This window comes from Streptomyces sp. NPDC004065 (assembly GCF_044903565.1).
Classification (GTDB): Bacteria; Actinomycetota; Actinomycetes; order Streptomycetales; family Streptomycetaceae; genus Streptomyces.
Window position 1 is genome coordinate 1 of sequence record NZ_JBJDQT010000017.1, and the last position, 14,627, is coordinate 14,627.

Sequence of the window (14,627 nt, forward strand, 5' to 3'; positions counted from 1 at the left end):
TCGACGATGTCGCCGTCGTTGAAGTACTTGATCGTCTCGTCGATCGCTGCGAGGAAGGCTTCCTCGTTACCGATGTCGTTGACCGCTACCTGCGGGGTGGTGGCGGTGGTCTCGGTGCTGCTCGTCATGTGGGAAAGGGCTCCGGTACGGACATTGAAGTCGTAGGTACTGCTTACGCCGGGAGCCCGTTTCGCTCTGCAGAAGCCGGACAGCCAAGGAAGCGCCGGAACCGGAATCGTGTCCATCAGGACACCGCGGGGCCGACGCCTCGACAACCGAGGGGACATACAACAGATGCGAGCGCAGCCTGCTACGTCTGAGGTGCGCAGGCCCGCAGCGCAACTTGTAGCATACGGGGGCAGCCGGGCAGGGTCAATGCGCGAAGCCGCACACCCGGGGCAGATCACCCCATAACCGGCACAAATACCTGTCCCCCGAGGCCACACGTGCCCCGGGACACCCCGGCGCGACACCACCGAGGCGGGTTGGACGGAAGAGTACGACGAGGGAGCCGATCATCCAAGAGCCCGAACCGTTCCGGCCGCGGGAACCGCAGGAACCGCGGGAACCGGAGGAGCCCGAGGCCACCCGGCGCGAGGCCGGCACCGCCGAGAGCGCCCGGGCCAACCGGGGCTGGTGGGACCGCAACGCCGACGAGTACCAGAACGAGCACGGCACGTTCCTCGGCGACGACCGCTTCGTCTGGTGCCCCGAGGGCCTGGACGAGACGGAGGCCGAGCTGCTCGGCCCGCCCGGGGAGCTGAAGGGCAAGGACGTCCTCGAGGTCGGCGCCGGCGCGGCGCAGTGCTCGCGCTGGCTGGCCGCGCAGGGCGCCCGCCCGGTGGCACTGGACCTCTCCCACCGCCAGCTCCAGCACGCGCTGCGCATCGGCGGGTCGTTCCCGCTGGTGTGCGCGGACGCGGGCGCGCTGCCCTTCGCGGACGCCTCCTTCGACCTGGCGTGCTCGGCCTACGGGGCGCTGCCGTTCGTCGCGGACCCGCGGCTGGTGCTGCGGGAGGTGCGCCGGGTGCTGCGGCCGGGCGGGCGGTTCGTCTTCTCGGTGACCCATCCGGTCCGCTGGGCGTTCCCCGACGAGCCCGGGCCGGAGGGGCTGTCGGTGTCCGGGTCCTACTTCGACCGCACCCCCTACGTGGAGCAGGACGAGGAAGGCCGGGCGGTGTACGTCGAGCACCACCGCACCCTCGGCGACCGGGTCCGGGACATCGTGTCGGCCGGCTTCCGCCTGGTGGACCTGGTGGAGCCGGAGTGGCCGGCCTGGAACAGCTCCGAGTGGGGCGGCTGGTCGCCGCTGCGCGGGAGGCTGATCCCGGGCACGGCGGTCTTCGTGTGCGTACGGGACTGATCGTGTGATCCGTCAGGAGGCGCTGGACGCCCTGCCCGTACGCACCGCCCTGCCCGCGCTGCACGCCGCTCTGGAGGAGCACGGCACCGCCGTCCTCGGGGCGCCGCCCGGCACCGGCAAGACGACGCTGGTGCCGCTCGCGCTGGCCGGGCTGCTCGGGGAGGGACCCGCGCGGCGGGTGGTCGTGGCCGAGCCGCGCCGGATCGCGGCACGGGCCGCCGCGCGGCGGATGGCCTGGCTGCTGGGCGAGGAGGCGGGCGGCCGCGTCGGCTACACGGTGCGCGGCGAGCGGGTCGTGGGCCGGCACGCGCGCGTGGAGGTCGTCACGACCGGCGTGCTGCTGCAGCGGCTGCAACGGGACCAGGAGCTGACCGGGGTCGACGTGGTGCTGCTCGACGAGTGCCACGAGCGCCATCTGGACGCCGACACGGTGGCCGCCTTCCTGTGGGACGTCCGGCAGACGCTGCGGCCGGATCTGGGGCTGGTGGCCGCGTCGGCGACCACGGACTGGGAGGAGTGGGCGCGGCTGCTGGGCGGGGCGCCCGTCGTCGAGGCCCGGGGCGACACGCACCCGGTCGACGTCGTGCACGCGCCCCCGCCGCGCGCGGTACGGCCGCCGCACGGCATGTGGGTGGACCCGGCGCTGCTGGCCCATGTGGCCTCGGTGGTGCGCCGGGCGCTCGCCGAGCGGACCGGGGACGTGCTGTGCTTCCTGCCGGGTGTCGGCGAGATCGGCCGGGTCGCCGCGCTCCTGGGCGGCGACGACGGTCTGGGCGGTGTGGACGTGCTCCAGGTGCACGGGCGGGCGCCGGCGGCCGTGCAGGAGGCCGTGCTGGCGCCCGGGCGGCGACGCCGCGTGGTGCTGGCGACCGCGGTGGCCGAGTCGTCGCTGACGGTGCCGGGGGTGCGGGTGGTGGTCGACTCGGGGCTCGCCCGCGAGCCGCGGGTGGACCACGCCCGCGGGCTGAGCGCGCTGACGACGGTACGGGCCTCGCGGGCGGCGGGGCGGCAGCGGGCCGGGCGTGCCGGGCGCGAGGCCCCGGGCGTGGTGTACCGGTGCTGGGACGGAGCCGAGGACGCGCGACTGCCGCGCTTCCCGTCACCGGAGATCAAGGTGGCCGATCTGACGGCGTTCGCCCTCCAGGCGGCGTGCTGGGGCGATCCCGGCGCCTCCGGGCTGGCGCTGCTGGACGCGCCGCCGGCCGGGGCGATGGCGGCGGCCCGGGACGTGCTCACCGCCCTGGGCGCGGTGGACGCGTCGGGCCGGGCCACGGAGCTCGGGGCGCGGCTGGCACGGCTGGGCGTGCATCCGCGCCTGGGCCGGGCGCTGCTCGCCTGCGGCGGGTCGGCGGGCGCGGCCGAGGTGGTGGCGCTGCTGAGCGAGGAGGCGCCGCGGGAGTACGGGGACGACCTCGCCGCCGCCCTGCGCGCCGCCCGGCGCGGGGGCGACGCCTATGCCGCGCGCTGGCGCGCCGAGGCACGACGGCTGCGGGCCGCCGCCCGGGACGTCTCCCGTCCCCCGGCGGCCGGCCCGCACGGCCCGGCGGCCCCCGGCGCGCAGCCGGTCGCCGGACGCGGGCCCGGGGGTGGGTCCGGTGACGGGCCGGGCATCGGCGCGGGCGGGCCCGACGGTGGGAGCGGCGCGTCGGGCATCGGCGTGGGCGGGCCCGACGGTGCGAGGGGCGGGTCGGGCGCCGCCGCGGGCGGGCCGGACGGCGCCGGGGACAGGACGGGCAGCGCGGCGGGCGGGACGGTCAGCGCCGCGGGCGCGCCGGACGCCGGCGGAAATGGGCGGAGTCGTGCGGGGGACGGACCGGGCGACACCCGCAGCAGGCCGGGTGCCGGCGGGAACGGGCCCGGCGGTGCCGGGAACGGATCCGGCAGCACCCGGGTCAGGCCGGACGCAGACGGAAACGGGCCCGGTCGTGCCGGGAACGGATCCGACAGCACCCGGGCCAGGCCGGACGCAGACGGAAACGGGCCCGGTCGTGCCGGGGGCCGGTCGGGTGCCGGCGGGGTGGGGTTCGAGCGGACGGAGGGCCTTGCCGGCCGGGTGGCCGCGCTGGCCTTTCCCGAGCGGGTCGCGCGGCTCGACGGCGGGTCGTACCTCATGGTCTCCGGGACCCGCGCCGAGCTGCCGGAGGGGTCGCCGCTGAGCGGGACGCCGTGGATCGCCGTCGCCGTGGCCGACCGGCCGGTGGGCCGGGGGCACGCGCGCGTGCGGCTCGCCGCGGCCGTGGACGAGGACGTGGCCCGGTGGGCGGCGGGCGCCCTGCTCGAGGAGCGGGAGGAGGTCCGCTGGGCCGACGGGGACGTCGTCGCGCGGCGCGTGGAGCGCCTCGGCGCGGTCGAGCTGACGGTGCGGTCCCTGCCGGACGCCGACCCCGCCCTGGTGCGGGAGGCGCTCCTGGAGGGGCTGCGGCAGGAGGGGTTCGGGCTGCTGCGGTGGTCGCCGGACGCCACCGTGCTGCGGCAGCGGCTCGCCTTCCTGCACCGGCGTCTCGGTACGCCCTGGCCCGACGTCTCCGACGGCGCGCTGCACGCGCGCGTGGACGAGTGGCTGGAGCCGGAGCTGGGCCGGGCGCGGCGGCGCGGCGACCTGGCGCGCATCGACGCGGGGCAGGCCCTGGCCCGGCTGCTGCCCTGGGCCTCCGGCGAGGCCGCCCGGCTGGACGAGCTGGCCCCGGAGCGGATCACCGTGCCCAGCGGGTCGAGGATCCGTGTCGACTACGCGGACCCGGACCGGCCGGTGCTCGCGGTGAAGCTTCAGGAGATGTTCGGGCTGGACCGGTCGCCCGTGGTCGCGGGCGTACCGGTGCTGGTGCACCTGCTCTCCCCCGCTGGCCGGCCGGCCGCGGTCACGGCCGACCTCGCCTCCTTCTGGCGGGAGGGCTACCGGGCCGTGCGGGCGGAACTGCGCGGTCGGTATCCGAAGCACCCCTGGCCCGAGGACCCGGCCACGGCCCGGCCGACCCGGCACACCAACGCCCGCCTCGGGCGCTGACCGGCCCGGGCGCTCGCCGGCTCGGGTACTGACCGGCCGGGGCGCTCACCGGGCGGGCGCCGACCGGGCCGGCCCCGCCGACCGGACGCGCCCGCGCCGTCCGGCCCGGCGCGGGGCCCGCTGTCGGCCGGCCCGTGCGGGCGGCTGCCGCCGTCCGGCCTTACGAGGACGCGCCGGCCTTACGAGGACGCGCCGGCGCCGGCATCGGCGCTGGGACCGGGAGCGCCGCTCGGGCTCGGGCTGGACTCGGTGCCGGTGCCGGTGCCGGTGCCGGGGGACGGAGTGGCCGGGGTGTCGTCCGCCGCCACCTTCAGTTCCACCGTCAGGGTGGCGCCGCCGGTGGTGGTGATGCGGAGCAGGAAGGTGCCGGTGGTGTCGTCCGCGTACAGCTTCGGCAGCTTCAGCAGGCCCTTGGCGTCGGTCCGCAGGTCCTTCAGGGTGCGCACCGGCTTGCCGTCGGCGTCCTTGAAGTAGGGGCCCTTGTCGTTCTCGGTGGCGTCGTCGGCCGACTTGACGAGGGTGGCCGTGGCCGCGACCCCGTCGGCGACGGCGCCCTTGTAGGTGGCCTTGACCTGGACCTGCTCGGCGAACTCGCCGCCGGGGGTGCAGGTCGGTGCCGTGTCACCGGTGCGGACGAGGGTGTCGGCGGCGCGCGCGGTGACGGCGGCCTTGTAGTCGAGCGCGGTGACCGTGCGGCCCACGACCAGGGCGCGGACGGTGAACGCGCCGGTCTTCCCGCCCGCCTGGAGCACGGGCGCGACGGCCGTGCCGGAGCTGTCGGTGACGGTCGTGGCGACCGTCTCGCCGCCCGCGAAGGTCGCGTCGGTGTCACCGATGATCATGAACCTGATCCGCACCTTGGCGACCGCCTTGCCGGCCTTGGTCTCGGCGCGGGTGCTGACCCTGTGCGCGAACGGGTCACCGGCCATGGCGGTGAGCGTGCCCGTGTCCGCGTCCTTCAGGTGGTCCACCGTGTCGGTGGGGGTGGACGGCGGGGTGGGCTTGCCCGGTGCGGACGGCGGGGTCGTGCCGCCGCCGCCCGGCTCGGCGGGCTTGGACGGCTTGCCCGCGTGGCCCGGCCCGGTGGGCCTGGACGGCGTGGAGGGTTCGCGGGGTCCGCGGGGTCCGGACGTCCCGGAGTGGTCCGGCGGGACGGACGGCGCCCCCGAGCCGGTGCCGCCGTCGCTGCGGTTCGAGGGCAGCGAGCCGGTGCCGTCGGGAACCGAGTGGGTGCCCTTGCGGTAGTACTCCAGCCACGTCAGGACGGTGTGGAGGTAGTCCTCGGAGGCGTTGTAGCTGAGGATCGCCCGCCTCAGGTCGGCATCGGTGGACAGGTCCCAGCCGTTGCGGCACAGGTAGTGGCCGGCGGCGAGGGCGGCGTCGTAGACGTTGTTGGGGTTCTTCTCGCCGTCGCCGTTGCCGTCGCGGCCCGCCCACGCCCAGGTGGAGGGGATGAACTGCATGGGGCCGACGGCCCGGTCGTAGCGGCTGTCGCCGTCGTAGGCGCCGTGGTCGGTGTCGCGGATGTGGGCGAAGCCGACGCCGTTGAGGACCGGGCCGAGGATCGGGGAGAGCGTGGTGCCGTCGGCGGTGACCCGGCCGCCGCGGGCCTGGCCGGACTCGACCTTGCCGATGGCGGCGAGCAGTTGCCAGGGCAGGTTGCAGCCCGGTTTGGAGCCGCGCAGTTCGGCCTCGGCCTTCTTGTAGGCGTCGAGGACAGTGGCGGGTATGCCCGCCTCGGAGAGGCTCGGGGTGGCCGCCGGGGCGCCCGTGCCCGGGGACGGGTTGGGGCTGTGCAGCGGCGGCAGGTCGGTGTAGTAGGGCGAGTTGCCGGTGGCGCTGTCGTCGGCGGGCGCGTCCGGAACGGGCGCCGTGCCCGCCGCCGTCTGTCTGCCGTGCTCGTCGGCCGTCACGTCCGGGGCCTGGGAGGCGGAAAGGGCCGCGACCGCCGCCGCGGCCACGGCCGTGGTTGCCGCTCCCTTGCGCAGCCTCCTGCCGAAATGCGCCGCCATCGAGTGAACCCCTCCCGTGGACGCCCGAGCGTCCGTCTGTGTACGTCCGTTCGCCCTGTTGTGACGGTTGACCGGTGGTGCTGGTTGCCCTCGTGAAGTCATTCAGTTGTGCGACCCAGGTGACCCTACGACAACTTCCTTGGCGCCGGGACCCGTTCACGTCCGGTTTTCACCGGTTGGCCACGTACTGTTGCCCGGGTTCCGCGGCGCGGCTCACGCATACTGGACCCCGCCGGAGCCCCGGTTCGGCGCAACCCCTCAACACCGCCCAGGAGGACTGCCGTTGCCGTTCACACTCAGTCACGCGGCGGCCGTCCTGCCCGCGGTGCGCGGTGACGGCTCGGGCCGGGGCCGGCTGGTGCCGGCGGTGCTGGTGGCGGGCTCCTTCTCCCCCGACATGACGTACTACGCGGCGAGCGCCGTCTCCGGCGGCATGGAGTTCGGCGCGGTCACGCACTCCCTGACCGGGGTGTTCGGCCTCGATGTGCTGGTCGCCTGGGCGCTGGTGGCACTGTGGCTGCTGGTGCGCGAGCCGCTGGTGGCGCTGCTGCCGCGGTCCCGCCAGGGTCTCTGGGCGGCGCTGACGCGGTGCGGGGCGGCCGGCGCGCCCCTGCGCGCCTCCTCGGTGCTGTGGTGGTACGTCTGCGCCGCGCTGGGCTCCCTGACGCACGTGGTGTGGGACGCCTTCACCCACCCCGGCCGGTGGGGCACGCGCGTGTTCCCGGTCCTCGGGCAGCAGCTGGCGGGCGCGCCGGTGTACTGGTACCTCCAGTACGGCAGCTCGGCGCTGGCCGCGGTCGTGCTCGCCGGCTTCCTGGTGCGGGCGCTGCGGCGGGTCCCGGCGGGCGCGCCCGTGGGCGTGCCGGCGCTGTCGGTACGGGACCGGTGGTGGGCCGGTGCGGTGATCGCGGGCTGTGCGGCGGTGGGCGCGGTGCAGCGGACCGCTCAGGACTGGGCGACCGTACGGGGAGCCCGGGCCGGGTTCTGGGACCTGGTGCCGACGCTGTGTTTCGGGGCGGGGGCGGGCCTGGTGCTGGGACTGCCGCTGTGGGCCCTGGGGGTGCGGGCGTGGCGTCCGGCGGTACGGGTCCCCGGCCGGGGCGCGACGGGCACGGGCCCCGTCGGCGACGGAGCCCCGTCGGAGCGCGGCGGTACGGGCCACCGCCCCAGCGAGGGCGACACGGTCGGGCACCGCTGAACGACGTGAGGTCCGTCGCTCCCGGACGGGACCAGGACCTTGACCACTGACCACTGACCACTGACCACTGACCACTGACCTATGACCGCCGACCGCCGTGCCGGCCGGCGCGCTCGGGGCGCGGCCGGGACACGCCGACGGCGGTACCGGCAGGCATACCGGAGCGTGGCGCCGCCGGCGTCGGCCGTGCTAGTCGTCGTACCGCGGCGGCGCGTCGTGGGGACGCCGGCGGGAGGGGTGCGGGGAGGGGCCGTCCGGCCGGTCGCCGGTGGGGCTCGCGGTGGCGACGAACACGGTGACGGTGGGTGCCGGGGCGGGGCGCGGGAGGCGGGCGACGAGCAGGGCGAGGTAGCCGCGGGCCAGGTCGGCCCACAGGCACCAGGGCGGTGTCTCGCCGGGGCCCGCCGCGCCCCGGACCAGGCGTCCGCGGAGGCCGGACGCGACGCGCCGGACAGCGGTCGCGAGGTCGGCGGGGATGCGGGCGGTGCTTGCGCCGGCCGCGAGGGCCGGGACCGGCGGGGGCGGCGCGGCGGGCGCCGCGCCGACGGCTGTGGGGGACACCGCCGGCCGGTGATTGAGCATGCGTATACCCATGCCCGCATCCTGGCGGCCGCGCATGCCGGATGCGCCTTCGCGGGGGCCACGTGAGTGACGGCCGAAGGGGCCGCGGCCGCGTCCGCGGCGCCCTCGGGCGTGGACGCTCCCGGCCGTCACACGCGGACGTTCCCGCCCCGCCACTCACCTGGGCATCCCGGCCCGGCCCGCCCCACGGCCTGGGGAAACGCATCCCCAGGCCGTGGGGCGCCGTGGGTCAGTGGGCCGCCGACTCCCAGTCCGGGCCCACGCCCACCGAGACGTCCAGCGGAGCCCTGAGCCGGACCGCGCCGGACATCTCGCGGCGGACGATCTCCTCCACGGCGGCCCGCTCGCCGGGGGCGATCTCCAGGACGATCTCGTCATGGACCTGGAGGAGTATCCGGGAGGTGAGGCCGGCCTCGCGCAGCGCCCGGTCCACGTTCAGCATGGCGATCTTGACGATGTCGGCGGCCGTGCCCTGGATCGGCGCGTTCAGCGCCATCCGCTCGGCCGCCTCACGGCGCTGGCGGTTGTCGCTGTTGAGGTCGGGCAGATACCGGCGGCGGCCGAAGAGCGTCGCCGTGTAGCCGGTCGCACGGGCCTCGTCGACGACCTTGCGCAGATAGTCGCGCACCCCGCCGAAGCGCTCGAAGTAGGCGTCCATCAGGGCGCGGGCCTCGGCCGCCTCGATGTTCAGCTGCTGGGACAGGCCGAAGGCCGACAGCCCGTACGCCAGGCCGTAGGACATGGCCTTGATCTTGCGGCGCATCTCGGCGTCGACCGCGGACCGCTCGACCCCGAAGACCTGGGAGGCCGCCGTGGTGTGCAGGTCCTCGCCGGAGGTGAACGCCTCGATCAGCCCCGCGTCCTCGGACAGGTGCGCCATCACGCGCAGCTCGATCTGGCTGTAGTCGGCGGTCATCAGCGACTCGAAGCCCTCGCCGACGACGAAGCCGCGCCGGATGGCCCGGCCCTCGTCGGTGCGCACCGGGATGTTCTGCAGGTTGGGATCGGTGGACGACAGCCGGCCGGTAGCGGCGACCGTCTGGTTGAACGTGGTGTGGATACGGCCGTCCGCCGCGATCGTCTTGATCAGGCCCTCCACGGTGACGCGGAGCTTGGCCTGCTCACGGTGCCGGAGCATGATCACCGGCAGTTCGTTGTCCGTCTGGCCGGCGAGCCAGGCCAGGGCGTCGGCATCGGTGGTGTAGCCCGTCTTGGTCTTCTTGGTCTTCGGCAGGGCGAGCTCGCCGAAGAGCACCTCCTGAAGCTGCTTGGGCGAGCCGAGGTTGAACTCGTGCCCGGCCGCCGCGTGCGCCTCCTTCACGGCCTGCTGCACCGCGCCCGCGAAGGTCTGCTCCATCGCCTCCAGATGGGCCCGGTCCGCCGCGATGCCGTGCCGCTCCATGCGGGCCAGCAGCGCGGAGGTGGGCAGTTCCACGTCGCGCAGCAGCTCCGCGGCGCCGACCTCCGCCAGCCGGTCCTCGAAGTGCCGGCCGAGGTCCAGGACGGCGCGGGCCTGGATCATCAGGGCCTCTGCCTCGGCGCCCTCGTCCGCGCCGAAGGCGAGCTGGCCGTCGGCGGTGGCGGCGGGGGTCAGCTCCCGGTGGAGGTATTCCAGGGACAGCGCGTCCAGGTCGAAGGAGCGGCGGCCCGGCTTGACCAGATAGGCGGCGAGCGCGGTGTCCATGGTCACGCCCTCGACGGACCAGCCGTGCTCGGCGAAGACCCGCATCGCCGACTTGGCGTCGTGGAACACCTTGGGCCGGCCGGCGTCGGCCAGCCACCCGGCGAAGGCGCGCTCGTCGGCCTCGTCCAGCTCGGACGGGTCGAACCAGGCGGCGGCGCCGCCGGGCGCGGCGAGCGCGATCTCGGCGACCGAGCCGGCGCCCAGCGCCCAGGCGGCGACCGTGGCGACGCCGAGGACGTCCCCGCCGTGCTCCTGCAGCCAGCCGGCCAGCTCGCCGGTGCCCAGCACGGAGCCGTCCAGCTCCACGCCGTCCGCGGCGACCGGTGTGGTCTCGGCCTCCTCGGCGCCCGGGTCGACGGCGAAAAGCCGCTCCCGCAGCGACGGGTTGCGGATCTCCAGGGTGTCCAGGACCATCGCGACGGCCTTGCGGTCGTAGGCCGTGCGCCGGAGATCGGCGACCGTCCTGGGCAGGTCGACGTCGCGCTCCAGCTCGGTGAGCCGGCGGTTGAGCCTGACGGCCTCCAGGTGGTCGCGCAGGTTCTGCCCGGCCTTGCCCTTGACCTCGTCGGCGCGCTCGACCAGCTCGGCGAAGGAACCGAACTGGTTGATCCACTTGGCGGCGGTCTTCTCACCGACGCCCGGGATGCCGGGCAGGTTGTCGGAGGGGTCGCCGCGCAGCGCCGCGAAGTCGGGGTACTGGGCCGGCGTCAGCCCGTACTTCTCGACGACCTTCTCCGGGGTGAACCGGGTCAGCTCGGAGACGCCCCGGGTGGGGTACAGCACGGTGGTGTGCTCGGAGACCAGCTGGAAGGAGTCGCGGTCGCCGGTGACGATCAGCACCTCGAAGCCCTCGGCCTCGGCCCGGGTGGCGAGGGTGGCGATGACGTCGTCCGCCTCGTAGCCCTCGACGGCGAAGCGGGCGGCGTGCATGGCGTCGAGCAGCTCGCAGATCAGCTCGACCTGGCCCTTGAACTCGTCCGGGGTCTTGGACCGGTTCGCCTTGTACTCGGTGAACTCCTCCGAGCGCCAGGTCTTGCGGGAGACGTCGAACGCGACGGCGAAGTGCGTGGGCTGCTCGTCACGCAGCGTGTTGGCCAGCATCGACGCGAAGCCGTAGATGGCGTTGGTGGGCTGGCCCGTCGCGGTGGTGAAGTTCTCCGCGGGCAGCGCGAAGAACGCGCGGTAGGCCAGCGAGTGCCCGTCCATGAGCATCAGCCGGGGACGGGTGCCGCCGGAGGCGTTGTCGGTCTTCTTCGATGCTGTCTCTGCCACGTCCCCGATCCTGCCACGTACCACTGACAGCCGGGACCGTCCGCGGCCCGCCCCGGCCCGGCTCCGGGCCTCGCGCGCGCCGCCCCCGCCCCTTCCCGCCCCGGACGGCGCGGGCCGCCACCGGTCTCCGGCACCCGCGTCTTCCGCCGCCCCCGGCACCCCGCGTCTCCCGCCCGCCCGGCACGCCGGCCCCGGCCCGCCCGGCTCCCGGCACGCCGGGCCCCGCCCGCCCCGCTCCGGGCGCCCCAAGTCCCGCCGCCGCTCTCCCGGACCCTCCCCGGGAGCATTCCGGGGCCCTCCCCGAGCCCCGCCCCGGCCCCCTTCCGGCCCCCTTCCCCGGCGGGAATCATTGTCGGTACCTCGTGCGAGGATCGTTGACGTCCGGGGTCCGCCCCGGCGCGCGGAGCGCACAGCACAGCGCACAGCACACACGCAGTCGAAGGGGACCGTGCCATGGCCACGAAGCCGCCCAAGGGGGATCCGGTTCAGGACGCGCCGGAGGTCGCCGAGCCCCAGCACGCGGCGGCGGGGCTGCCGGCCATCGGGCACACGCTGCGCGCGGCCCAGCGGCAGATGGGCGTGCGGCGCACCGCGCTGACCCTGCTGCGGGTCAACCAGAAGGACGGCTTCGACTGCCCGGGCTGCGCCTGGCCGGAGGGGGACCACCGGCACCGGGCCGAGTTCTGCGAGAACGGCGCGAAGGCGGTCGCCGAGGAGGCCACCCTGCGCCGGGTCACGCCGGAGTTCTTCGCCGCGCACCCGGTGGCCGACCTCGCCACCCGCAGCGGCTACTGGCTGGGCCAGCAGGGACGGCTCACCCACCCCATGTACCTGCCCGAGGGCGCCGAGCACTACGAGCCGGTCACCTGGGAGCGGGCCTTCGGCATCGTCGCGGAGGAGATCGCCGCGCTCGCCTCCCCCGACCAGGCCGTCTTCTACACCTCCGGCCGCACCAGCAACGAGGCCGCGTTCCTCTACCAGCTGTTCGCCCGCGAGCTGGGCACGAACAACCTGCCGGACTGCTCCAACATGTGCCACGAGTCCTCCGGCTCGGCCCTGTCGGAGACCATCGGCGTCGGCAAGGGCAGCGTCCTGCTGGAGGACCTCCACCGGGCCGATCTGATCATCGTGGCCGGCCAGAACCCCGGCACGAACCATCCGCGCATGCTCACCGCGCTGGAGAAGGCGAAGGCGGCCGGCGCGCGGATCATCACCGTCAACCCGCTGCCCGAGGCGGGCCTGGAGCGCTTCAAGAACCCGCAGACGGTCAGGGGCCTGGCCACCGGCGCGGCGCTGACCGACCTGTTCCTGCAGATCCGCATCGGCGGCGACCAGGCCCTGTTCCGCCTCCTCAACAAGCTGGTCCTCGAGACGCCGGGCGCGGTCGACGAGGAGTTCGTCCGCGACCACACCCACGGCTTCGAGGAGTTCGCGTCCGCCGCCCGCGCCGCCGACTGGGACGCGACGCTCACCGCGACAGGCCTGACGCGTGAGGAGATCGACCGGGCCCTGAGGATGGTCCTCGACTCGAAGCGGACCATCGTGTGCTGGGCGATGGGCCTGACCCAGCACAAGCACTCCGTGCCCACCATCCGCGAGGTCGTCAACTTCCTGCTGCTGCGCGGCAACATCGGCCGCCCCGGCGCGGGCGTGTGCCCGGTGCGCGGTCACTCCAATGTGCAGGGCGACCGCACCATGGGCATCGTCGAGCGTCCCGCTCCGGCGTTCCTGGACGCCCTGGAGAAGGAGTTCGGCTTCGCCCCGCCGCGCGAGCACGGCTACGACGTCGTGCGGGCCATCCGTGCCCTGCGCGACGGCGAGGCCAAGGTGTTCTTCGCGATGGGCGGCAACTTCGTGGCCGCCTCCCCCGACACCCGGGTCACCGAGGCGGCCATGCGGCGGGCCCGGCTGACCGTGCACGTGTCGACGAAGCTCAACCGCTCGCACGTCGTCACGGGCTCCCGTGCCCTGATCCTGCCCACCCTCGGCCGCACCGAGCGCGACCTTCAGGCGGGCGGCGAGCAGTTCGTCACCGTGGAGGACTCCATGGGCATGGTGCACGCCTCACGCGGCCGGCTGGAGCCCGCGAGCCCGCACCTGCTGTCGGAGCCGGCCATCGTCTGCCGGCTGGCCCGCCGGGTGCTGGGCGAGGACAGCGTGGTGCCGTGGGAGGAGTTCGAGCGCGACTACGCCGCGGTCCGCGACCGGATCGCCCGGGTCGTCCCGGGCTTCGGGGACTTCAACGCGCGCGTGGCCCGCCCCGGCGGCTTCGCCCTGCCGCACGCCCCGCGCGACGAGCGCCGCTTCCCGACCGCCACCGGCAGGGCCAACTTCACCGCCGCTCCCGTGGAGTACCCCGAGCTGCCCGAGGGCCGGCTGCTGCTGCAGACGCTGCGCTCCCACGACCAGTACAACACCACGATCTACGGCCTCGACGACCGCTACCGGGGCATCCGCAACGGCCGGCGGGTGGTGCTGGTCAACCCGGAGGACGCCCGCCGGCTCGGTGTCGCCGACGGCTCCTACGTCGATCTGGTCGGCGAGTGGACGGACGGGGTGGAGCGGCGGGCGCCGGGCTTCCGCGTGGTGCACTATCCGACGGCCCGCGGCTGCGCCGCCTCGTACTACCCGGAGACCAACGTCCTGGTGCCGCTGGACGCCACCGCGGACACCAGCAACACCCCGGCCAGCAAGTCCGTGGTGGTGCGTCTGGAACAATCGGCGACCGACTGAGCGTTTGCTCAGCCGACAGCGGCCGGTCCCCGTGGCCGGCCGACGGCGAGCCGATTCGAAGACGAACGGAGCACGACCCCATGGGCGAGCAGCAGCACGTGAAGTTCCCGCAGGAGGTCCTCGACGAGTACGCCGCGCTCGGCGTCGACCTGCCCGCCCTGTTCTCCGCCGGGCACCTCGGCACCCGGATGGGCGTGCAGATCCTCGAGGCGTCCGCCGACCGCGTCGTGGGCACCATGCCGGTGGAGGGCAACACCCAGCCCTACGGGCTGCTGCACGGCGGCGCCTCCGCCGTCCTCGCCGAGACCCTCGGCTCCGTGGGCTCCATGCTGCACGGCGGCAGCTCCAAGATCGCCGTCGGTGTGGACCTGAACTGCACGCACCACCGCGGGGTGCGCTCCGGCCTGGTCACCGGCGTGGCCACCCCGGTGCACCGGGGCCGCTCCACCGCGACGTACGAGATCGTGATCAGCGACGAGGAGGGCCGGCGGGTGTGCACCGCGCGCCTGACCTGCCTGCTGCGCGACGTACGGCCCGGCGACGGGGACCACGTGCGCGCCGACGGCTGAGCACCGGGCGGCGGCCACGAGCCCGCCGGCGGCCACCACGAGCGCGCCGGCGGCCGAGGTCCGACGGCGGCCACGCGCGCACCGGCGGCCGGCCTCAGGGCGGCGGCCACGCGCACGCCGACGTCCGGCCCGGCGACGGTGACGGCGTCTACGCGCGCACGCCGACGTCCGGCCCGGCGACGGTGACGGCGTCTACGCGCGCATGCCGAC

General features: G+C 75.2%; 8 protein-coding genes. 5 read left to right on the forward strand and 3 right to left on the reverse strand.

Annotated features, from left to right (window positions below; genetic code table 11):
• Positions 1-427 precede the first annotated feature (427 nt).
• Entirely contained in the window at positions 428-1,363 is a 936-nt protein-coding gene (locus ACI2LW_RS18900) for a class I SAM-dependent methyltransferase (RefSeq protein ID WP_404732460.1), read from the forward strand.
• A gap of 4 nt (positions 1,364-1,367) precedes the next feature.
• Positions 1,368-4,367: an ATP-dependent RNA helicase gene (locus ACI2LW_RS18905; protein WP_404732334.1), complete on the forward strand. Its 3,000-nt coding sequence runs from the start codon at positions 1,368-1,370 to the stop codon at positions 4,365-4,367.
• Between the two features lie 179 nt (positions 4,368-4,546).
• On the opposite strand, the gene ACI2LW_RS18910 is transcribed toward ACI2LW_RS18905, so the two are convergent.
• Positions 4,547-6,379 carry a lytic murein transglycosylase gene (locus tag ACI2LW_RS18910; RefSeq protein ID WP_404732335.1) on the reverse strand — a complete coding sequence of 611 codons (1,833 nt, stop codon included), beginning with the start codon at positions 6,377-6,379 and terminating at the stop codon, positions 4,547-4,549.
• Between the two features lie 283 nt (positions 6,380-6,662).
• Between ACI2LW_RS18910 and ACI2LW_RS18915 the strand changes: the two genes are divergently transcribed.
• A complete protein-coding gene (locus ACI2LW_RS18915; protein WP_404732336.1) occupies positions 6,663-7,577 on the forward strand; it encodes a DUF4184 family protein in 915 nt (304 codons plus the stop codon).
• 189 nt (positions 7,578-7,766) lie between these two features.
• On the opposite strand, the gene ACI2LW_RS18920 is transcribed toward ACI2LW_RS18915, so the two are convergent.
• Positions 7,767-8,171 carry a hypothetical protein gene (locus ACI2LW_RS18920; protein ID WP_404732337.1) on the reverse strand — a complete coding sequence of 135 codons (405 nt, stop codon included), beginning with the start codon at positions 8,169-8,171 and terminating at the stop codon, positions 7,767-7,769.
• A 217-nt stretch (positions 8,172-8,388) separates the two neighbouring features.
• Positions 8,389-11,115, reverse strand: coding sequence for a DNA polymerase I (gene polA, locus ACI2LW_RS18925; protein ID WP_404732338.1), 2,727 nt, complete (start codon positions 11,113-11,115; stop codon positions 8,389-8,391).
• A 453-nt stretch (positions 11,116-11,568) separates the two neighbouring features.
• Here polA and ACI2LW_RS18930 point away from each other — a divergent pair, with 453 nt between their 5' ends.
• The gene (locus ACI2LW_RS18930) at positions 11,569-13,848 is read left to right on the forward strand and encodes an FdhF/YdeP family oxidoreductase (RefSeq protein WP_404732339.1); all 2,280 of its coding nucleotides are present in this window, start codon (positions 11,569-11,571) and stop codon (positions 13,846-13,848) included.
• Positions 13,849-13,928: 80 nt separating this feature from the next.
• Positions 13,929-14,417 carry a hotdog fold thioesterase gene (locus tag ACI2LW_RS18935; RefSeq protein WP_404732340.1) on the forward strand — a complete coding sequence of 163 codons (489 nt, stop codon included), beginning with the start codon at positions 13,929-13,931 and terminating at the stop codon, positions 14,415-14,417.
• Positions 14,418-14,627: the final 210 nt, after the last annotated feature.

Coding starts and splice junctions, on each gene's coding strand:
- ACI2LW_RS18910 (WP_404732335.1), bottom strand. CDS start 6,379: ATGGCGGCGCATTTCGGCAGGAGGCTGCGCAAGGGAGCGGCAACCACG.
- ACI2LW_RS18920 (WP_404732337.1), bottom strand. CDS start 8,171: ATGGGTATACGCATGCTCAATCACCGGCCGGCGGTGTCCCCCACAGCC.
- ACI2LW_RS18930 (WP_404732339.1), top strand. CDS start 11,569: ATGGCCACGAAGCCGCCCAAGGGGGATCCGGTTCAGGACGCGCCGGAG.
- ACI2LW_RS18935 (WP_404732340.1), top strand. CDS start 13,929: ATGGGCGAGCAGCAGCACGTGAAGTTCCCGCAGGAGGTCCTCGACGAG.